This is a genomic window from Janibacter hoylei PVAS-1 (assembly GCF_000297495.1).
Lineage (GTDB): Bacteria > Actinomycetota > Actinomycetes > Actinomycetales > Dermatophilaceae > Janibacter > Janibacter hoylei.
In genome coordinates, this window is the sequence record NZ_ALWX01000023.1 from 1 (window position 1) to 20678 (window position 20678).

Here is a 20678-nt window from a genome sequence, read left to right on the forward strand (position 1 = left end):
TCCTAGTGGCTTGGCAGCGTCTCAGGTGTCACGTTCCAGCAGTCGACGGGGCTGATGCCAGCACCTGGATCTGGCCGCCTGAGGGCTACGCCCCCATCGGCTGAGCCCGCGACTCAACGTCACGCAGGATCTCGACGATGTCATCAACTGCGTTCTCGTCGAAGAGGTCGTCAGGACCGGTCGGCGCATGGTCGGTGTACGGCGACTCGTAAAGCCGGCCAGGCTGCATGACGCCGTTGAGCGTCAGCTCGTCGACGATCAGCTCGACGAAGCGCACCTGATGGACGTCGAACCTTGCCCCGTCGAGGTAGCCACCGAAGGCTTCCTTGGCCGCCTCGCGGTCCAGCCCGACGAGCGACCTCACGAAGAGCCCGAGACCGTGCGCCTCCTCAGCCGCCCGCTCGACGTCCGCGGCAGCCCCGGCGCCGCTCTCCAAGAGCATCTCCTCGAGCGCGCTGAGGTCACCCTCGGTCAGCTGCCGGTTGCGCCGCAGTCGCTGCAGGGCGATGTTGCTCTCGTGGGCGCGCAGGTAGGCACTCGCCTTCGCGCGGAAGCGCTCCATGTCAGTCCCCGGCGTCGTCCCGGGCAACGGCACCTCGGTCGCCTCCCCGAGCTCGTCGGCGAAGTCCGTGTAGACCGGGTTGCGCTTCGTCTTCTCCACCAGCCGCACGAGGGCCCGCAGCTTCAGGCGCATCTGCTCGAGCATCTGGAGCGTCACGTCGACCCACCAGTCGTCGCCCGCGACGTCTTCGAGGAGCTCGGCGCGGGCCGCGACGGACGGGATCGCCGTCTTGCCGAGCAGGGCCACAGCGACCTGCTGTACGACCTCGCGCAGGCGTTCGGCGAGGACGGTGTCCCCCTCGAGATCCGCCAGCTGCCGCCGCAGCACGACGAGGTCGAATCTCTTGGCGTCCTCGTCGTCGTCACGCTTCGCAGACGGCAGGCCTGCCAGCTCCTCGACGACGCGCCCCGCCTCCTCGGCGGTCAGACCGTCCCAGGCGCCGCGCTCGGCGTACCGCTCCACCCACTCGCGGTGCGGGCGGACGATGAAGTTGTCGAGGTTCATCCCGGCGACGACCTGGTGCAGGAGATCCGCTGCCGATGCGCGAAGGGAGGAATCCCCCTTCGCCTGGTCGAGGGCGGTGATCAGGCCGACGCGACCCTCGAAGAGTCGCTGGGCGAGCGACTTCTGGATCGAGCCCTCGCTGCCCGGCAGGTCCTGTTGGAAGAACTCGAGGTTGCCGCAGAAGTCGAAGACGAGGAAGTCCTGCTTGTCCTGCCCGGGACCGTAGAGGTCGGGGCACAGCCGGGTGCCGCGCCCGATCATCTGCCAGAACTTGCTCTTGGACCGAACGACCTTGAAGAAGACGAGGTTGACGATCTCGGGCACGTCGATGCCGGTGTCGAGCATGTCGACGGAGATCGCGATGTGCGGCGCCTTGCCCGGCGTCGCGAAATCATCGATGAGGCTCTGCGCGTATGGACTGCCGTGGGTGATGGTGCGGGCGAAGTGCCCGCCGTACTCCGGCCACGCGATGTCGAAGCGCTGCTGGATGAAGTCGGCGTGCTGCTGACTCTTGGCGAAGATGATCGTCTTGCCCAGTCGGTCGCCGCCGGCGACCTTGTACCCGTCCGACATCAGCGTGGCGAGCACTTTGTCGACGGTGTCCTCATTGAAGAGGAAGCGGTTGATCTCCTCGGCGCCGACCTCGGTGGGCGCGCCGTCCTCGCCCCAGTCGAGCTCGTCCCACCGGTCACGCTCTTCCTCGGTCAGGTCGACGTAGCGGATGCCCTGACGAAGGAACTTCGTACCGACGGAGACACCCTTGGGCGGGACGAGATAGCCGTCGGCCACGGCCTCGTCGAGGCTGTAGGCGTCGGTCGGGACTCCGTCCTCGAGCTGGAAGAGCCGGTAGGTGTTGTGGTCGACCTCGTCCTTGGGCGTGGCGGTCAACCCGACGAGCAGGCCGTCGAACCAGTCGAAGATCGCGCCGTACTTGGCGTAGACCGACCGGTGCGCCTCGTCGATGACGACCAGGTCGAAGTAACCGGGGCCGAAGGTCCGCTTGACCGTGCTCGGGTCGGGGTCGTCGCTCAGCTCGTTGATGAGGTTCATCATCGTCGGGTAGGTGGAGACGTAGACCCGGCCCTCCCCCCTTCGCTCGGTCACGAGGTTGACCGTCGCGACCTCCGGGAGGTGCTCGGTGAAGGCGCGCGCGGCCTGGTTGACGAGGGCGGTGCGGTCGGCGAGGAAGAGCACGCGCTTGACCCAGCCGGCCGCCATGAGCTGCTGCACGAGGGCAATCGTCGTGCGGGTCTTGCCGGAGCCGGTGGCCATGACGAGCAGGGCTTCGCGCTGCTTGCCGTCGAAGGCCGCGCCCACGGCCTTGATCGCTCGCGCCTGATAGGGGCGGCCTGCGATCTCGGTGTTGATCGGCTCGGTGGCGAGCGGCCGGCGCGTGCTGCGCCGCGCGATCATGAGCTCCAGCTCGTCGCGGGTCAGGTAGCCGCTGATCTTGCGAGCCGGGTAGCCGGCGGCGTCGTCCCAGAGCCACTGCTCGTGGCCGTTGGTGTAGAGGATCACCGGGCGGCGGCCGCAGGTCGCCTCGAGGCAGTCGGCGTAGAGCTTGGCCTGCTGCTGCCCGATGGCGGCGTCCTTGGTCGTGCGCTTGGCCTCGACGACGGCGAGCGGCAGACCATCGGCGCCCCAGAGGACGTAGTCGACGTACCCGACGCCGCTCGAGTTGGGCATGCCGCTGACCTCGTACTCGCGGTCCTGCGGGTCAGCCAGCGGCCAGCCGGCCTCGTGGAGCATCTGGTCGATGATGTCGCGGCGGGTGCGCGCCTCGTCGTAGTCGTGGTCGTCGACCGTCTGGGTCTTGGCGGCCTGGGCCGCGGCCACCTGCGCCTTGAGCTCCTCGATCTCAGCCGCTTGGGCTGCGGCGAGCTCGTCCTTGGCGGCGAGCTCGGCGGCATGCGCCTCGTCGGACGCCTTGATCTTCGCCGCGAGCTTGACGAGCTCGTCGCGGGAGAGCGGCGCCGATTTCTGCGCGAGGGCGGGGTCGAAGTGGCTATCGGTCGGGACGTCGTCGGGGGTGGTCGAGTAGCGGAAGGCGGCCCAGATGACGACGTGGTGCAGCTCGCGAAGGGAGGTCATCGCGTCACTTGCCGGGACGTCGCCGGCGTCGTGGACGGCGGTGTTGCCGAGCTTGCGGATGAGGTTGAGCTTCTGGGTGATGGCCGGGCCGGTCTTCGCCTTGAAGGCCGGGTCGTTGGCGCGGGCCGCGAGGTCGTCCTTGTAGGGCATGGGCAGGGACATCAGGTCGTAGAGGTGCCCGACCAGCTCTTCGACTGCCCGCCGCGCGTAGAAGCACGCGGTGCGCGGGTCGGTCGTCAGGTACGACTCGGCGTGGTGGCAGTTGGCGTGGATGGCCGGCCACGTGGCCTTGATGAAGGCGAAGTTGGTCACTGGTCCCCTTCCCCCTGGTCGCTGAGCAACAGCGTGAGGAACTCACGGTTGATGAAGAGCCGGTCACGGCCCACCTTGTGATCATCCAGCAGCCCGGCGACAGCCAGCTCGGACAACCAACGGGTGGCTGTCGGTCGGGACACGCCACACCGGTCGATCACGGTGGCGATGCGACAGTAAGGCTGCTCGAAGAGCACCGCGAGGAACTCGGCGTCGGCCCCACCCTTGGAGGCCGCGCGCGCCCGGCGAGCGAAGTCGGCCTGAAGCTCTCGGGTGGCACCGATCTTGGCGACGGTTGCCGCGGACGTCCGCTCCACTCCAGTCAGGAGGTAGAGGATCCATTCCTCCCAATTGCCGTCGCTCGTGACCTCACGTAGGAGGCGGTAGTAGTCGTCCTTGGTCTGGATGATGTACCGGGAGAGGTAGAGGACCGGGAGGTACAGGAGACCAGCCTCGACGAGCATGAGGACGTTGAGGATCCGCCCGGTGCGTCCATTGCCATCTGAGAAGGGGTGGATCGCCTCGAACTGGTAATGGGCAGCGGCCATGCGCACCAGCGGGTCCACGCCGTCGTCCGCGTGGACGAAACGCTCCCACTCGCTGAGCTTGTCCCGGATGACGTCCGCCCCCTCGGGAGGGCTGTAGACGATGGCACCGGTCGCGGGGTTGGCGATGCGGGTCCCCGGCAGGGCTCTGATGCTCATCTCCCGTGCGTGGATGGTGCTGCAGACGCGCTCCGCCGTGCGCACGGTGAGCCCTCGCTCCTGCACCATCTGAAATCCTGCGTGCAGCGCAGTCCGATACCGCAGGGTCTCGCGGACCGCGGGGTCGGTCGAGGAGTCGTCATCGTCCATGTGCCGGAAGAGGTCGTCCGACGTCGTCACGACATTTTCGATCTCGGAGCTGGCCTGCGCCTCGAGCAGCGGGATCGTGTTGATCAGCACCCCAGGGTTGGGCATGGCGCGGCTCGCCTGGTCCAGCTGAGCGATCGCGGCGCGTGCACCGATCGCCGCCTTGAGCACCGCCTTGGTCTCCAGGACATCGGCAGTCGGTGGTGGCGGCAACTCGTTGAAGGGCCGTTCCGCCCGCCATCTCGTCATGTCACATAACCTGACATGTCACGTGGAACATGTAAAGGTTTCGCGGAATCTTTTACATGTTCCCAGATCGTGTGGACCCCGACCTTCCTCACGCCCAAGGAAAAGGCTCGCGCCTCAACTCCTCAATCTCCGTGAGGCGCGTCCGACTCGAGATCAGTTGTGTCGTCAGGATCTGCCTCGATCCGAGACCCCACCAGGTCCGAAGCGTCTGACCTGGCCGCGAAGTACCGGTTCACCTGCTCGGCCAACTCGGGTGGCAACTCGTGTCCCGTGATCTTCACCGTGGTCTGCTCATCGGGGTGGACTTCGATGTCGTAGTGCGGGTGCCTGCGCTTGAGGGCCGTCAGTAGGGCGGCGATGCCCCCCGCAGCGGCCCCCGAAGCCGCCAGCAGATCACGAACAGCCACCATCAACTCGAATGGTCCGGCCCAGATCTGGAGGTGGACGTCGGCGCCCTCACCGACTTCCGCCTTGAAGTCCTTGGCCAACTGGTGGATGAGAGGCGCATCCTCGACAGAGCCCACCCGGATGTCGCCGACAGCGCACCCCCGGTGATGCTCGCCGAAGGTGACCCGAACGCGCCCAGCCCCAACAACCTCCATCAGTGCACGGTAGACCTGAGGAGCCGAAACAGTCCACGTCGTCGGCAAGAGAGTTGCCCGACCGGGATCCCCTGGAGCAGTCCCGGCCCCCCTACTCGAAGAAGTCCTCGTCCACCTCGACGATCTGCACCGACCGCCGCACCTGCACCCCGACGCCGTACCGGATTATCAGCGCCGCCAGCCGCTGCCCGTCGATGAGCACGACCCGCGTGGCCACGCCGTCGGCGTAGTCGCGAGCGCCCGCGCTGTAGCGCCCGGTGGTGATGAAGACACCTTGGTTGGCGGACTGCCCGTGCAGCGCGCCGACGAAGCCCTGGATCTCGGGGCGCCCCACGCTCGTGTCGAGGGCGTAGCGCTTGGCCTGCACGTAGACCCGGCTCAGGCCAAGCGCGTCCTGATCGATGATCCCGTCGATGCCGCCGTCGTTGGACAGCTGCGTGCGGGTGGCGCGACCGTCCGCTCCCCCGTAGCCCATGGCGACGAGCAGGTCGAGGACGGCCTGCTCGAAGAACGCGGGGTCGTTGGCGTGCAGCCGGGTGAGCAGCTCGGCCGCGACATCGGCGTGGATGCGGGCGATGCCCTCCTCCACCTGCTCGGTCGGGTCGATCTCGGGGGTGGCGGTCACCGGCGTCGGGGCCGACGGCTCGTGGGCCTTGGCCACCCACCACGTGTCACCGGGGCGGGCGTGCTGGCGCAGCTGCACCTCGGTGATGCCCTGCGGGTGGCCGGCCAAGATGCGGCGACCGATGTCGGTGATGCGGTACTCCCCGCGCGACGGCCGCTCCAAGGCCCCGACGCGGTAGAGGTAGGAGACGGCCCACCCGATGCGGTTGTCCGACTTCGCCGAGCCCGAAGGGAGGACCTCCGCGCGTTGGTCTTCGGTGAGCGTCGCATCCGCGACGCCCGTCCGGATGGAGCGAAGGGAGCGGACCTCACCGTCTGCCTGGAGCCGGAGGACCGGGATCATGAACTGGTCCCAGGAGGGGAGGGCCGTCATCAGAGGTCACCCGTGAAGGCGCGGGCCTGCAGAGAGGCGAAGAGCTCGTCACCAACACCCGCGGTTCGTGACTGCCGTCGGCGGACAGCGGACAAGGTTTGCGACGCAGCGACGAACTCACGCTGAGACGTAGGAGTGATCCGTGGCACCGACATAAGACCCAACTTGGACTTCGAAATGTTCTTCATCGAGCCACCCGTTCCGCTAGACAACCGACTGATTCGCCTTCGCATGGACGGCGTGCTCAACAGTGCGTGGAAGAAGGCCGGTTCGCTCTCCGGATCCCCCCAGACGAATCGCCATATCTTGTCGGGTAGGACCAACCCCGTCGGATCGCTGTCGACCAGTGCCACAGCTCCGACTAACTCCGTCGTGTTGGCCCGGCTCATGAGGAGATCGCCGACACGCACCATGTGCTCTGCCGGCGGTACATACTCCGGCGGCAGCGCCTTTGCTTCGCTTGGCTTAAAGCGCCCCGTAGTCACTGAACTGATCTTCAACACGCGATACTCCGACGCAGCAGCGTCGTCGTCCGCAACGAGGTTCCGACCACCCGCCAGTGTTGCGATCTCCGAGAACGGGACTTGGTCCGTGAAGTCGTCAGGGTCTCCAAACATGTCGTGGAAGATCGACTGGGTGAGGTCGTCGAGGTGGGCGAGGACCCGGCGGCGCTTGGCGCGTAGAGCGTTGGCGTGATCGAGGATGGCCGCGATCCGCCGCTGTTCCTCAATGCGAGGCCTAGGAACCTCGACTTGCTTGAGGAACTTGAAATGACGGGAGTACCCAGCGCTGGGGAGTTCTCGCGAAATCAGATAGTGATACACGAACTTCGGGTCGAAGCCCTCGCGGACCTGCAGAACCTTCACCCCGTCTGCACCCATCGCGAACGGGAAGTCCACAAACTTGATGGCCCTCGTGTGGTCTCCGAAAACGATCACGGGTCCATCCGCCTTCACGGAAGCCGACGTGTCGTACGTGTACCCGGCGATCTGCGACCTGCCCTGGTCAACCACCGCGAGGGGCCCCTCCGGCAAAAAGTCTGACTGCAAGATCTTGCGGTTGCCGCCAGACACATCCGACACCGCCTCGAGCAGAGGAACGCGCTTCACGACAGCATCGCCTTCAACTCGTCGAACCCCTGAGCGATCTCCGCCTCGAGCGCCTTGATGTCCGCGATGATCTCGAGGGGGGCACGGTGCTCGACCTCCTCGTGGACGACCTCCTTGTACCGGTTGAGCGAGAGGTCGTAGTCCTGGGCGACGATCTCCTCCTTCGGCACGGTGAAGGACTGCTCGGTCCGCGCGCGGTCGAGCTCGGCCCACCTGGCTTCGAGTCGGTCGCTGGGCGACCTCCTCAGCCAGCGTTCACGCACATCGGGGAGGTCATTGGCCTCAACGGCGTTGCGCTTGTCGTCGAGGGAGAAGCCATCGGCCTGCACGTCGTAGAACCACACGTCGTCCGTGCCGCCGGAGTCGGTCTTCGTGAAGAAGAGGATCGCGGTCGAGACACCGGCGTAGGGCTTGAAGACACCCGAGGGGAGCTTCACGACGGCGTCGAGCTTCTGCTCCTCGACGAGCATCTTGCGCAGGGTCTTGTGCGCCTTCGACGAGCCGAAGAGCACGCCGTCCGGGACGATGACCGCCGCCCGGCCACCCGGCTTGAGCAGCTTGAGGAAGAGCGCGAGGAAGAGCAGCTCGGTCTTCTTCGTCTTGACGACCTTTTGCAGGTCCTTGGCCGTCGCCTCGTAGTCCAGCGACCCGGCGAAGGGCGGGTTGGCGAGGATGAGCGAGTACTTCTCGGCGTCGCCACTCGCACCCTCGGAGAGGGAGTCGCGGTAGCTGATGTCCGGCGCCTCGACACCGTGCATGAGCATGTTCATGCTGCCGATGCGCAGCATCGTGGAGTCGAAGTCGTAGCCGTGGAACATGCTGTTGTGGAAGTGGGTCCGCTGCTGGGCGTTGGTCAGCGCAGCCGGGTGGTGCTCGCGGATGTACTCGGATGCCGCCACGAGGAATCCCGCTGTGCCACACGCCGGGTCGCAGATCTCGTCGGTCGGGGTCGGCGCCATCATGTCGACCATCAGCTCGATGATGTGCCGCGGCGTGCGGAACTGGCCGTTGGTCCCTGCCGACGCGATCTTAGAGAGCAGGTACTCGTAGAGGTCGCCGTTGGTGTCGCGCTTGTCCATCGGGATCTCGGCGATGAGGTCGACGACCTTGGACAGCAGCGCCGGCGTCGGGATCGTGTATCGCGCGTCCTTCATGTGGTCGGAGTAGGTCGATCCCTCGCCACCGAGCTTTTGCAGGAAGGGGAAGACCTCCTGGGCCATGGTGTGGTGCGCCTCCGCCGCGCCGGCGTTCTTGAGGTTCTGCCACCGCAGGTTGGACTGGCCCGGCCCGAAGATCGGGTCCTTGACTCCCCCGCCCTCGACGCGGGCCCGCCGCGCCTTCGTCGTCTGCAGCTCGTCCAGGCGACGGATGAAGAGCAGGTAGGTGATCTGCTCGATGACCTCCAGCGGGTTGGAGATGCCGCCACTCCAGAAGGCGTTCCAGACGGCATCGACCTTGCTCTTCATCTCACCCGTGATCACGGGCGTCAGGCTATCCGGCCCGGGACGACGGACGGCGATATCGACGCAACTCCCTACCGATGGTCTCTAGTCCGTGGCCGCTTGGTCCATAGATGGGCACCATGACCGACGCCCCTTGCCCACTCAGCTGGACGTACCCTGTGAGCAGGGGCAGTCTGGCCAACCTCGATCCACAGGGGAGTGACGAATGGATTCGATGTACATCGTCGAGTTGAAGGTCGAAGCAACTGATGACTCCGCCGTAGACCCGGAAGGCGTGTACGACAGGTTGGTAGCCCACGCGGTGACATGGTTGTCCCGCGACATCGAGGGCGACGGCCAACTCGACCTGTCGCAGTCTGGCACTGCAGAGTTGCCTGCACGCCGCGGGGGGTTCGAGTTCATCAAGACCCTTCGTTGGACCGTCACGCGAACCCCTCGTGTCCGGGCAGTGCACTGCAAGATGAGTCAGCCCCTAGAGCATGGCCATGGCGCCCAGTTCATCTGCGATTTCACGCTCTTCCAAGAGGAAACCGACACCGCTTTCCGCATTGAACTTGGGCGTGAATCCGTGAGCGGCTTGGTATCCCCTGTCACCGTTGACTTCATACGTCGCCCCGGACTACTCGCTTTGAGCGTCAAGGACCGGGACCTGCGGCTTACGTATCAAAATCAGGTAGTCGATGGGCGCTTCGAGTGGATCAATCCGGCACATGTTCCACTCCTCCAAGAAACACTGGCTCACGAGCGACGATTGCCGATGCTACTTATCGACGGGGGGGCAGAGGAAGCCAAGGAGATTGGGTCTCGCGCAGCACAGGAGTTCGCTGGCCTTGCCCGCGTGCTGCTCGTGGATCGGGCCTCGCGTGCCAAGATGGGCGCCTACCTCGCGTCGATTGGCGCCGAAATTCCCGAACACGGGGCGCGTCTGATTTGGCCGGTGCTCGACGCCCAACATAAGGAACTCACGAGTCTCGAGCCGCGGACTGACTTCATTTCGACCCTAATGGAGACTGTCGCTCCTGTATCCGTCGCGGCTCGCGGTACTAACCCGTGGAGGCTACGCGCCGCGGACGAGAACCGACGGGCGCGCGAGGCAACCTTCCAAGCCGCACTTGCGGAGGCGGTCGCCCACGGGGGCCAAGACGCCGAGCTTGAGACCCTGCGCACTCGTGTTGCCGAACTGGATCGAGAGTTGGCCCAGTGGCTTCAAGAGGTTGAGCGCCTCACGACTGAAATTGAGGCGCTCTCGGACTTGAAATACCAAGCCAGCTACTGGAAAGAACAAGCCGAGAGAGCCTACGCAGATACCGGGGAACGCGCAGTTGAAGGGTGGGACCCGTGTCCAGAACTGGATCCGGATGACATGTCCGAGCTGGCCGAACATCTGCAGCAGGTGAGCGCTGGGGCGATAGTTTTTACTGCGGCGGCAAAGCGCAGTTGGCGCAAGAGTGGTTATCCGCACGTGACCGCCATGCAAGAAGCCCTAATAAAGCTCGCCCGCGCCGCAGCTGAGTGGCGGAACAAGGAATGTGATCTCGGGATGGCGATGAAGTCGTGGCTCAAGACCGCGTATGGGCTTAACTTCTCACCTGAGGACGTGCCACTAGTTCGCCAAAAGCTGCACGAGTTCACACACGACGGGCGAACCTACGAGCGCGAGCCGCACCTCAAACTCGACGATCACGTGAAGCCCAACGAGGTTGGCCGAATCTACTTCGCAACCGACAAGGAGAACGCTCGCTTCGTAGTCGACCACGTCGGCCTCAAGCTATACGGAATCTAAAGGGCCCCGCTGCCACCAGGAGCTGTCCGGCTCCCTCCGCCAGCCGGGAAGGACACGGGGGCCACGCACCTCAACCAGCGTGGGAGCGCAGGTCGTGGTGGACCCAGACATTCGGCTCGACATACACCGCGTGGTCGTTGGCCAGGTCGACGTGGACCGGGGCCAGGCCCCCTTCGACCTCGACGGACCCGTCCACGTCGAAGGGCAGACCGGTCCACTCCCGCCACTGGGCCAGCGTCCCGGGGATCGTCATCGACAGCGGCGCCACCTGAACGATCCGGCCACCGAGCCGCACGTGGGCCCGCAACCACGGGTCGACCGGCAGCCCGTCCTCGCGGACCCGACGCGCGTACTCGTCGGCGGCGGTGCGGGGTTCAAGCCACTTGCGCGTCGGGCGCACCGGGCCGAAGAGATCGCGGCACCCGAGCGCCGCGTAGCGCCGACGCGCCTCGGCGAGGAGTGCACCGCTCAGGCCCTCGTCCCGCCGGTCCACCGCGACCCGCGCCTCGATGAGGCTGACCGTCGACCAGTCCGGGGCCGCCCCCTTCGCCGCCAGCCACTCGGCCTCCTGCATCGCGGCGTCCCAGCCCCGGGCCGGCAGGTCCGACAGGCCATGGCCAAAGGGCACCGCGTGCAGCCGCGCCACCGCCGTCTCGCCCTCCATGACGACGAGGTGCAGCTGCGGGAAGGCCTCGACCGCCGCCTCGTAGGCCCGGTCGGAGGTCGGGTCCTGGAGCATGAAGGTCGGCCAGTCCCCCGCGATCGACCAGAAGGCCTCCACGAGGTCAGGTCGCTCGGCGAGTGAGTGCGTCTGCATCGCTCCATCCAAGACGAAGGGAGCCGCCCAGACCAGTGGATATCGCCGGCGCAGCCTTGGCGGGCCTTCAGCCGCGGGTTCTGCTTGTTGATGACGTAGGTCCTGCCCCGGCGACGCACGACCTGACTGCCGGACTGGCGGCGCGCCGGGCCTCCTCGCCGGGAGCGGGGTCTCGAGGCTCGTCGCAGAGCTCCTCGCACCTCGACCACCGGTGGAGGGCGGGGGTCATAGGCTCGGGGCATGGACCGCGACTTCCACAACCTCTACCGCCACGGCTTCGCGCGCATCGCCGCGTGCACGCTGCCGGTGACGATGGCCGACCCGCACGCCAATGCCGCGGCGATCCTCGACCGGGCCCGGCACGTGGGCGTGCAGGGTGCGGCGGTCGCACTCTTCCCCGAGCTGAGCCTCACCGGCTACGCCATCGACGACCTGCTCCTGCAGGACGTGCTGCTCCGTGACGTCGAGGCCGCCCTCGTCGACCTGACCCGGGCCACCGCCGACCTGCTGCCGCTCGTCGTCGTGGGCGCCCCCCTTCGCCACCGCAACCGCCTCTACAACTGCGCGGTCCTCATCCACCGCGGCGAGATCATCGGCATCGCCCCGAAGTCCTACCTGCCCAACTACCGCGAGTTCTACGAAAAGCGGCACTTCGCCGCCGGCGCCGGCATCGACGACGAGTGGTTCCGGCCGACCTTCGCCCAGGGCGAGGACGCCGCGGTCCTCGACGGTGTCCCCTTCGGCACCGACCTGCTCGTCCACGTCGACGATGTGCCGGGCCTGGTCATCCATGCCGAGGTCTGCGAGGACATGTGGGTGCCGGTGCCGCCGAGCGCCGAGGCCGCCCTGGCCGGCGCGACGGTCCTGCTCAACCTCTCCGCCTCCCCCATCACCGTCGCCCGCGCGGAGGACCGGCACCTGCTCGCCCGCTCCGCCTCGGCCCGGTGCAGCGCGGCCTACGTCTACGCCGCCGCAAGCGAAGGGGAGTCCACCACCGACCTGTCGTGGGACGGCCAGACCATGGTCTACGAAGGGGGCGACCTCCTCGGCGAGTCCGAGCGCTTCCCCTCCGGTCCCCGCGAGACCCTCGTCGACGTCGACGTCGACCGGCTGCGGCAGGAGCGGATGCGGCAGGGCAGCTTCGACGACAACGGCGTCGCCTTGGGCATCGGCTCGGAGTCGGCGCCCTACCGCGACCTCCACCTCGAGCTCGAGGCGCCCACCGGCGACCTCGGGCTGCTGCGCCCGCTCGACCGCTTCCCCTTCGTCCCCGACGACGAGGCCCGCCTCGCCCAGAACTGCTACGAGGCCTACAACATCCAGGTCTCCGCGGTGGAGCAGCGGCTGCGCGCCATCGGTGGCGCCGACTGGCAGCCCAAGATCGTCATCGGCGTGAGCGGCGGGCTCGACTCGACCCACGCGCTGCTCGTCGCGGCCAAGGCGATGGACCGGCTGGAGCGGGCGCGCACCGACATCATCGGCATCACGATGCCCGGCTTCGCCACGAGCGACCACACCAAGACCAATGCCGTCGCCCTCATGGAGTCGCTCGGCATCACGTGGGAGGAGCTCGACATCCGGCCCACCGCGACGCAGATGCTGCGCGACATGGGCCACCCCTACGGGCTCGACCCCGACGCCGACCACCCCGACGAGGTCTACGACGTGACCTTCGAAAACGTGCAGGCCGGGCTGCGCACCGACTACCTCTTCCGCATCGCCAACCAGCGCGGCGGGATCGTCCTGGGCACCGGCGACCTCTCCGAGCTGGCCCTCGGCTGGTGCACCTACGGCGTCGGCGACCAGATGAGCCACTACGGGGTCAACGCCGGCGTGCCCAAGACGCTCATGCAGCACCTCGTCCACTGGGTCGCCGACACCGGCCAGCTGCCCGAGGTCTCCGAGACGCTGCGCTCGGTGCTCGCGACCGAGATCTCCCCCGAGCTCGTCCCGAGCAAGGACGCCGACCGGCCGCAGTCGACGCAGGACAAGATCGGGCCCTACGCGCTGCAGGACTTCACGCTCTTCCACGTGCTGCGTCGCGGCGACCGGCCGAGCAAGATCGCCTTCCTCGCGGAGCAGACGTGGTCGGACGCGACGAAGGGAGCGTGGCCCAGCTCCGTCGCCGAGGAGGACCGCGGCGCCTACGACCTTGCCGAGATCCGGACGTGGCTGCTCGTCTTCGTCCAGCGTTTCTTCGACAACCAGTTCAAGAGGTCGGCGCTGCCCAACGGGCCCAAGGTGCTGCCGGGCGGCGCGGTGTCACCGCGTGGTGACTGGCGCATGCCCAGCGACGCCGTCGCCACCCGCTGGCTCGCCGACATCGAGGACAACGTCCCGGGGTGAGGCTTCGAGGCTCGCTGGCGCTCGCACCTCAGCCGGCGGGGATGGACGGGCCCCACCTCAGCCGGCGGGGTGAAGGCCAGCGGGTGAGGGCTACTTGATGCCGACCGACGCGCTGTCGGTGGCGGTGTCGCCCTTGCCGTAGGTGTAGGAGCCCAGGCCCATCTTCGACATGACGACGCCGACGACGATGGTCAGCACCGCCAGCACGGCGGCGACGATGCCGAGCATGGGGCTCAGGACGACGACCGCCCAGGTGCCGACGGCACCGGCGATGATGCCGAGGGTCATGACGGTCCACCACGCGGGGTTCTGCGCGTGCCCGAGGTCCTCGACGGCGTGCGGCCCGGTCGGCGGGTGGGACAGACGAGGGGGGTGCTTGCTCATGGCGCACATCATCCCATGACCCCCGCGGCGATCGGCAAGGGCCGGGCGGTGTCGTCGTCGCCACCGGGCGGCTACCGTGAGCCGAGTCACTACATCTGACGAAGGGAGCGGCAGCGTGGCCGCCATCGACACCCTCGTGGACTACCCACCCAATGCCGGGATGGGCTGGCGCGAGCACGACTTCCCCCACCCCGCGGGCCGACGTCGTCTCCTCGGCGACGCCTTCCGCAAGGGCATGGACCCGACCACGCCGGTGCAAAACATGCTGCGCCTCGGCGCCGACCTGGGGCCGATCTTCGAGATGCTCGCGATGGGCCGCAAGTTCGTCTTCGCCCGCGGCGTCGACCTCGTCGGCGAGCTGTGCGACGACAGGCGTTTCACCAAGGCACTGGCCCCCGGCGTGGAGGACCTGCGGATGTTCGTCGCCGACGGGCTCTTCACCGCCCAGACCGACGAGCCCAACTGGCGGCTGGCCCACGACCTGCTCATGCCGGCCTTCAGCAAGTCGGCGATGCGCGGGTACCACGAGGTCATGGTCGCGGCGACCGACGAGCTGATCTCGGTGTGGGACGAGGCCGCCGGCGAAGGGAGGACCGTCGACGTCTCCCCGTGGCTCACCAAGCTCACCCTCGAGACGATCGGGCGGGCCGCCTTCAGCCACACCTTCGGCAGCTTCGCGACCGCGGAGGTCGACCCCTTCGTCACGACCTTCGTCGGCGACATGTCGCACGCTGCCAGCCGCTCCAACCTCGCCGCCCTGCCGCTCGCCGGTCGGCGCATGGTGCGGCGCAGGGACCGACGGGCCCTGGAGCGGCACCGCTACATCGACGACCTGCTCCAGCAGATCGTCGCGGAGCGCGAGGCATCGGCGGAGCGCCACGACGACCTGCTCGGCCGGATGATGCACGAGCCCGTGGACGACTCCGGCGCGCTCCTCGAGGCCGCCAACGTGCGCCACCAGATCCTCACCCTCCTCGTCGCCGGACACGAGACGACGTCGGGCGCGCTCTCCTTCGCCCTGTACCACCTGACCCGTGAGCCCGAGGTGCTCGCGAGGGTGCGGGCCGAGCTCGACGAGGTGCTCGGCACCGACCCGTCCGCGACCCCGACCTTCGAGCAGGTGCCCAAGCTGCGCTACCTGCGCCGCGTCGTCGACGAGACCCTGCGGCTGTGGCCGACGGCGCCGGGCTTCGCCCGCTCGCCGCGGGAGACGACGACGATCGGCGCCGACGGCTCGGCGGGGGTGCCGGGCGGCCTGCGGATGACGCCGGAGGACAGAGTCCTCGTCTTCATCCCGCTGCTCCACCGCGACCCGCAGGTATGGCCCGACCCGGAGCGCTTCGATCCCGACCGCTTCCTGCCGGAGCACATCCGGGCACGCCCGGCCCACGCCTACAAGCCCTTCGGCACGGGTGAGCGGGCGTGCATCGGGCGGCAGTTTGCGCTGCACGAGTCGGTCATCGTCCTGGCCAAGCTCCTCCACCGATTCGACCTCACGCCCGAGCCGGGCTACGAGCTGACGATCACCGAGCGGCTGACCCTCATGCCGGTGGGCTTCCGGGTGGGCCTGACCCGGCGCTGACGCCGGCCGGCCCACCCGGGTGCTCACCCCAGAGTGCCGTCGATCTCGTTGGGCACGACGGGCAGCTCGCCGCTGCTCACGACCTTGCCGGACTCGAGGTCGACCATGTGCAGGGCCTTGCTGCTCGGCTCGGTGACATAGGCCGTGCCGTCCTGGACGTGCACGGTGGGCCGGGGCTGCTGCCACTCGGTCGGCTCGGTCCACTCCTCGACCACGTCGATGGAGCGACTCACCTCTCCCTTCGCCATGTCGATGACGTGCAGCCGGCCGTCGGTGCCGAGGACGACGCCCTCGCCGTCGGGGCCGCGCTCGAGCGAGCGGAAGGAGTAGCTCGCGGGCAGGTCCACGAGCCGCAGCGACCCATCACGGGTGTCGGTGATGCTCACCCGCGTCGGGCGCTCGAGCTCGGCGTCGGGGTCGGTCTTGTAGTCACTCAGGACGAAAGGCGACTCCTCGCTGCCCGCCTGGTTGCCGATGCGCCCGTAGTCGTCCGGGGCGTCGACCTTGGTGATCTCGTCACCCTGGACGAGCAGGAGCCCGTCCTCGCACCCGAAGACGAGGGCGCCGCCCTGTGCCGCGGCCTCACCGTGGACTCCGGGGCACTCGTCGGAGGAGGCGACCCTCTTCCCCTTCGCATCGCGGATGACGATGCCGGTGCGCTCGTCCTCCGTCCCCACCGTCGTGACGACCGAGCCGTCCTCCCGCTCGACGGCCACCCCGTGGTGCGGCGTGCGCTCGGTCCGGGTCGTCACCTCGGGCTTGCTCGTCGCGCCCTCCCGCAGCGCGTCGGAGTCGAAGGAGCGGATCGAGCCGTCTCCGTCGCCGTAGAGCACGGTGCGCCCGGCGTGGACGACGACGTGGCCGGGGCACTTTGCCGCGAAGGTCATCTCCGTGAGCGTGGGCTCGGTCGAGTGGTGGTGGTCGTGGTCGCCGTGAGGGAGGGAGTAGCCGCCGAGGTCGAGGACGCGGAAGCCCTCGCCCTCGGTGACCATGAGGTGGCGCTCGTCCCCCACGGGGTTGAGCCGGGTGAAGCCCTCGAGCGGGAACTCGCCGAGCAGCTCCATCGTGACGGCGTCGAGGACGATCACCCCCTCGTCGTGGGTGAGGGCCACGCGCGGGGTGCGGGCGCCCTCCTCGACGGTCGCGCCCGAGGGCGCTCCCACCGAGGTCGAGACGTCATCGGCGCGGGTGATCGGCGTCGGCGTCGAGCTCGCCGACGGGTCGGCGGTCGTGCCGGACCCGCATGCGGTCAGGCCGAGCGTGAGCACGGCGGCGGCAGAGAGGACCTGGGTGTGGCGTCGCGTGGTGCGCATAATTGAGAACGATTATCGTTTTTGATGAAATCGTCAAGTCACGACATGCCTTCACGGGCACTGCCAGGCGTGGCCTCACCGAGTCCGAGCACCTCCACGACTGGTTCCCGGCCCACGTCGTCGGCGAGCGGGCGAAGGGAGCCCGCGTCACCCTGCCCTCCTGGCCGGAGGCGGACCAGCAGCCGCAGGACACGCCCACCCTCCAGGGCGAGATCCTCGAGTGGGACCCACCGCACACCTTCGCCTTCATGTGGGACAGCGAGCGGGGCTGAGGCTCACCGCAGGTCGCGCCGGACCACCTTGCCGTTGGCCGTGCGCGGCAGCGCGTCGACGAAGCGCACCTCGCGGGGTCGCTTGTAGGTGGCCAGCCGCTCGCTGGCCCGCTCGATCACCCTCTGCCGCAGGGCATCCGGGTCGTCATCTGGATCCGTCGGGACGATCCAGGCGCACACGATGCTCACCCCGTCGCCGACGTCGAGGGCCGTCACGGCCGCCTCGGCGACACCGGTCACCCCGGCGAGCGCGTCCTCGACCTCGACCGGCGAGACGCGGTAGCCCATGGCGTTGACGACGTCGTCCGAGCGACCGTGGTACGTCAGGTAGCCGTCAGCGTCGACCTCGGCGAGGTCACCGCTGACGAACCACTCCCCCCGCACGACCTCGGCCGTCTCCTCGGGTCGCTGCCAGTAGCCGAGCATCAGGCCCGGGTCGCTGCGGTGGACGGCCAGGCGCCCGACCTCGCCGACGCCGAGCTCCACGGGCGAGGCCACCGGGTCCTCGAGCGCATCGGGGTCGAGGACGCCGATGCGGCGACCCGGCTGCGCCCGCCCGGGGCTGCCGGGTCGCACCGGCACATCCGGCCCCGTCGAGACGAAGGTCGAGATCTCGCTCATGCCGAGCGACTCATGGAGGGGCACGCCGGTCACCTCGCCCCACTCCTCCAGCAGCGCGGCGGGCAATGCCTCGCCGGCGACGAGCGCGGCGCGCAGCGACGACAGGTCCCACTCCCCCGGGTCGCCGTGACGCAGCAGGTGTCGGTAGACCCCGGGCACGGCCGCGACGTGCGTCGCCCGGTGCTCCTCGACGATCCGCGGCCAGACCAGACCGTCGCGCGGCCCGTCGTAGACGATGGCCGTGGCCGCGTTGGCCCACGGGTCGGTGAGGCCGACGCCGAGCGTGTAGGTCCAGTTGAGGGCACCGGCGTGGACCATGACGTCGCCCTCGTCGAGGCCGTACCAGCCGCGGTACATCGGGCGCCTGCCCCAGGCGCTGCGGTGGGCGTGGACGACGCCCTTCGGCCGTCCGGTGGTGCCCGAGGTGTAGGTGACGAAGGCCGGCCGATCCGGGTCGCCGAGGTCGTGCTCGGCTCGGTCGCTGCTGGCCACCCAGCCGTCGACGTCCTCGGCGGTGACGACCGAGACCCCCTGCGGCACAGCGAGATCGAGGTCCGGGTCCAAGGCGACGGCCCGCGCCCCAGAGTCGGCGAGCAACCCAGCGGCCTCGTCAGCAGTCAGCTGTGCGCTCGTGGGCACCGCGACGAGCCCGGCCGCGATAGCCCCGAAGAAGACAAAGGGGAACTCCGCCCGGTTGCCCATGCGCAGCAGCACCCTGTCACCCGGGTGCAGCCCCCGCCCGAGCAGGCCGGCGGCGACGGCCCGCACGACGTCGTCGACCTCGGCGAAGGTCCATCGGGAGTCGTCACCGGTCCCGTGGACGACGACAAGGGCGTCGCGGTCGGGGGCATGCGCTGCCGGGTCGCCGACGCAGTAGGCAGACATGCCAAAGGGGGTCGGCACCGCCTCGGCGGGCACGGGGCGCACCGGCCAGCGGCGGTCGGTCACATCTCCTCGTGCGTGTCCGGGTCGGCGTCGAAGAGGCGCCCGTCGGGGCGCCCGAGTGCGGTGATCGCCTTCACCTCGGCCTCCGACAGGTCGAAGCCGAGGACCTGGAGGTTGGCCTGCTGACGCCGCGGGTCAGCCGACTTCGGCAGCGGGAGCGACCCGAGGTGCAGGTGCCAGCGCAGGACGACCTGGGCGGGCGTCACGTCGTGTGCGCGGGCGGCGGCGGCGACCGGGGCGGCCTCGAAGATCTCCCCGCGCCCGATCGGACTCCACGCCTGGGTGACGACGCCACGGGCTTCGTCGTCGGCGCGCTGCTCCGCCTGGGGGAAGCTCGGGTGCATCTCGATCTGGTTGCTCGCCGGGGTGACCCCGGTGGCCTGGATGATCGCGTCGAGGTGGTGGGGGTGGAAGTTGCTCACGCCGATGGAGCGGACGAGCCCGGCCTCCTGCGCCTCGACGAGCCCCTGCCAGGCCTGCACGTAGGCCCCCTGCGAGGGATTGGGCCAGTGGATGAGGACGCTGTCGAGGTACTCCAGGCCCATGACCTGCAGCGAGGTCTCGATGCAGTCGCGTGCACCGCGGTGGTCGCGGCCGGGCACCTTGGTCTGGACGAAGACGTCGCCACGGTCGACCCCGCTCGCCCGGATCGCCTCGCTCACCTCACGCTCGTTGCGGTAGTTGACCGCCGTGTCGATGAGCCGGTAGCCGACCTCGAGCGCCGACGCGATGGCGCGCACGCCGTCGTCGCCCCGCAGGGGGTAGGTGCCGAATCCGAGGACCGGCACCGACGTGCCGTCCCCGAGGACGCGAGTGGGGATCTCAGCCATGCCCCCCACGCTAGGCCCCGGGACCCGGCACGTCGAAGGGTGTCTCGCGCCTACTCCCCGAGGACCGCGAGCAGCTCCCCCTTCGCCTGGGTGTACTCGGCCTCGAGCTGGTCGACGAGCTCGGCCACGGGGACGACGGAGTCGATGCCGGCGACGGACTGGCCGGCACTCCAGACGTCCTTCCACGCCTTGGGCGCGGTCGTCGTGGCCTGCGACTCCTCGGTGTGCGGGTTGGTGACGTGCGCGAGGTCGACCCGCTCGGGCACGGGCAGCGCGTCAGGGTCGAGGCCGGCGGCGACGATGCTGCCGCGCAGGAAGCTCGCGGGGATCGAGCTGATCGACGGGGTGTAGACGATCTGCTCGGCCGTGTGGTCCACGATCATGTCGCGGTACTCCTGGGCGACGAGCGACTCAGTCGTCGCGAGGAAGCGCGTACCCATGTAGGCGAGGTCGGCTCCGGCCGCCTGCGCGGCGAGCACGTCACGGCCGGTCGACAGGGCGCCACCGAGGACGAGCGGACCGTCCCACACGGCCCGCACCTCGGTGATGAGGGCGAAGGGGTTGAGCCCGCCGGCGTGACCACCTGCACCGGCCGAGACGAGGATGAGTCCGTCGACCCCGGCCTCGGCCGCCTTGGCCGCGTGCTTGGCGTTGGTGACGTCGTGGAAGACGAGGCCGCCGTAGGAGTGGACGGCCTCGACGACCTCGCGGGCCGCACCGAGGCTCGTGATGACGATCGGGACCTCGTGCGCGACGATCTGCCCGAGGTCGGCCTCGATGCGCTTGTTGGTGTGGTGGACGATGAAGTTGACGCCGAAGGGGGCGGGCGGGCGACCGCTCGGGTCGGGCTCGGCGAGCGCCGTCTCGATCTGCGTCAGCCAGGCGTCGAAGTCCTCTGTGGTGCGCAGGTTGAGCGCGGGGAAGGTACCGACGACGCCGGCGCGGCACGCACCGACGACGAGGTCGACGCCCGAGCCCAGGAACATCGGCGCAGAGATGATCGGCAGGCGCAGTCGGCCCTGGAGCTGCTGGGGCATAGTCATGG

The 20678-nt window shown here is 68.6% G+C and carries 16 protein-coding genes and 1 pseudogene; 4 read left to right on the forward strand and 13 right to left on the reverse strand.

Features of this window, described 5'->3' with window-relative positions:
* Positions 1-85: 85 nt before the first annotated feature.
* From B277_RS06330 to B277_RS06355, 6 genes are all read right to left on the reverse strand, one after another.
* Positions 86-3469: a DEAD/DEAH box helicase family protein gene (locus tag B277_RS06330; RefSeq protein WP_007926353.1), complete on the reverse strand. Its 3384-nt coding sequence runs from the start codon at positions 3467-3469 to the stop codon at positions 86-88.
* Positions 3466-4569, reverse strand: coding sequence for a Fic family protein (locus B277_RS06335; protein WP_040880999.1), 1104 nt, complete (start codon positions 4567-4569; stop codon positions 3466-3468). Before B277_RS06335 ends, B277_RS06330 begins: the two co-directional genes overlap by 4 nt.
* A 122-nt stretch (positions 4570-4691) precedes the next feature.
* The gene (locus B277_RS06340; RefSeq protein WP_007926358.1) at positions 4692-5171 is read right to left on the reverse strand and encodes a hypothetical protein; all 480 of its coding nucleotides are present in this window, start codon (positions 5169-5171) and stop codon (positions 4692-4694) included.
* A 91-nt stretch (positions 5172-5262) separates the two neighbouring features.
* Positions 5263-6168, reverse strand: a complete 906-nt coding sequence (locus B277_RS06345; RefSeq protein WP_007926359.1) for a restriction endonuclease — start codon at positions 6166-6168, stop codon at positions 5263-5265.
* A complete protein-coding gene (locus B277_RS15910) occupies positions 6168-7277 on the reverse strand; it encodes a restriction endonuclease subunit S domain-containing protein (protein WP_007926360.1) in 1110 nt (369 codons plus the stop codon). The genes B277_RS06345 and B277_RS15910 overlap by 1 nt, the downstream gene beginning before the upstream one ends.
* The gene (locus B277_RS06355) at positions 7274-8758 is read right to left on the reverse strand and encodes a type I restriction-modification system subunit M (RefSeq protein ID WP_040881001.1); all 1485 of its coding nucleotides are present in this window, start codon (positions 8756-8758) and stop codon (positions 7274-7276) included. The genes B277_RS15910 and B277_RS06355 overlap by 4 nt, the downstream gene beginning before the upstream one ends.
* A 187-nt stretch (positions 8759-8945) precedes the next feature.
* On the opposite strand from B277_RS06355, the gene B277_RS06360 reads away from it, so the two are divergent.
* The gene (locus B277_RS06360; protein ID WP_007926367.1) at positions 8946-10523 is read left to right on the forward strand and encodes a hypothetical protein; all 1578 of its coding nucleotides are present in this window, start codon (positions 8946-8948) and stop codon (positions 10521-10523) included.
* 70 nt (positions 10524-10593) lie between these two features.
* On the opposite strand, the gene B277_RS06365 is transcribed toward B277_RS06360, so the two are convergent.
* On the reverse strand, positions 10594-11340 hold the full coding sequence (locus B277_RS06365; protein ID WP_007926374.1) for a hypothetical protein: 747 nt from the start codon (positions 11338-11340) through the stop codon (positions 10594-10596).
* 53 nt (positions 11341-11393) lie between these two features.
* Positions 11394-11582 (reverse strand): annotated as a pseudogene (locus B277_RS16680) (ribosomal protein bL36); the annotation flags it as partial.
* Between B277_RS16680 and B277_RS06370 the strand changes: the two are divergent.
* Positions 11581-13686: an NAD(+) synthase gene (locus tag B277_RS06370; protein ID WP_007926376.1), complete on the forward strand. Its 2106-nt coding sequence runs from the start codon at positions 11581-11583 to the stop codon at positions 13684-13686. The pseudogene B277_RS16680 and the gene B277_RS06370 overlap by 2 nt on opposite strands.
* A 90-nt stretch (positions 13687-13776) precedes the next feature.
* Here B277_RS06370 and B277_RS06375 read toward each other — a convergent pair whose 3' ends face one another.
* On the reverse strand, positions 13777-14070 hold the full coding sequence (locus B277_RS06375) for a hypothetical protein (RefSeq protein ID WP_007926377.1): 294 nt from the start codon (positions 14068-14070) through the stop codon (positions 13777-13779).
* Positions 14071-14185: 115 nt separating this feature from the next.
* Here B277_RS06375 and B277_RS06380 point away from each other — a divergent pair, with 115 nt between their 5' ends.
* The gene (locus tag B277_RS06380; RefSeq protein ID WP_007926379.1) at positions 14186-15652 is read left to right on the forward strand and encodes a cytochrome P450; all 1467 of its coding nucleotides are present in this window, start codon (positions 14186-14188) and stop codon (positions 15650-15652) included.
* Positions 15653-15675: 23 nt separating this feature from the next.
* Here B277_RS06380 and aztD read toward each other — a convergent pair whose 3' ends face one another.
* Positions 15676-16965, reverse strand: coding sequence for a zinc metallochaperone AztD (gene aztD, locus B277_RS06385; RefSeq protein ID WP_007926381.1), 1290 nt, complete (start codon positions 16963-16965; stop codon positions 15676-15678).
* A gap of 2 nt (positions 16966-16967) precedes the next feature.
* Between aztD and B277_RS06390 the strand changes: the two genes are divergently transcribed.
* Positions 16968-17237 carry an SRPBCC family protein gene (locus B277_RS06390; RefSeq protein ID WP_007926383.1) on the forward strand — a complete coding sequence of 90 codons (270 nt, stop codon included), beginning with the start codon at positions 16968-16970 and terminating at the stop codon, positions 17235-17237.
* 3 nt (positions 17238-17240) lie between these two features.
* On the opposite strand, the gene B277_RS06395 is transcribed toward B277_RS06390, so the two are convergent.
* The 3 genes from B277_RS06395 to B277_RS06405 are packed head-to-tail and all read right to left on the reverse strand — an operon-like array spanning position 17241 to position 20676.
* On the reverse strand, positions 17241-18743 hold the full coding sequence (locus B277_RS06395; RefSeq protein ID WP_051987918.1) for an acetate--CoA ligase: 1503 nt from the start codon (positions 18741-18743) through the stop codon (positions 17241-17243).
* Between the two features lie 59 nt (positions 18744-18802).
* On the reverse strand, positions 18803-19633 hold the full coding sequence (locus tag B277_RS06400) for an aldo/keto reductase (RefSeq protein ID WP_007926387.1): 831 nt from the start codon (positions 19631-19633) through the stop codon (positions 18803-18805).
* A gap of 50 nt (positions 19634-19683) precedes the next feature.
* The gene (locus B277_RS06405) at positions 19684-20676 is read right to left on the reverse strand and encodes an NAD(P)H-dependent flavin oxidoreductase (RefSeq protein WP_040881003.1); all 993 of its coding nucleotides are present in this window, start codon (positions 20674-20676) and stop codon (positions 19684-19686) included.
* Positions 20677-20678 lie beyond the last annotated feature (2 nt).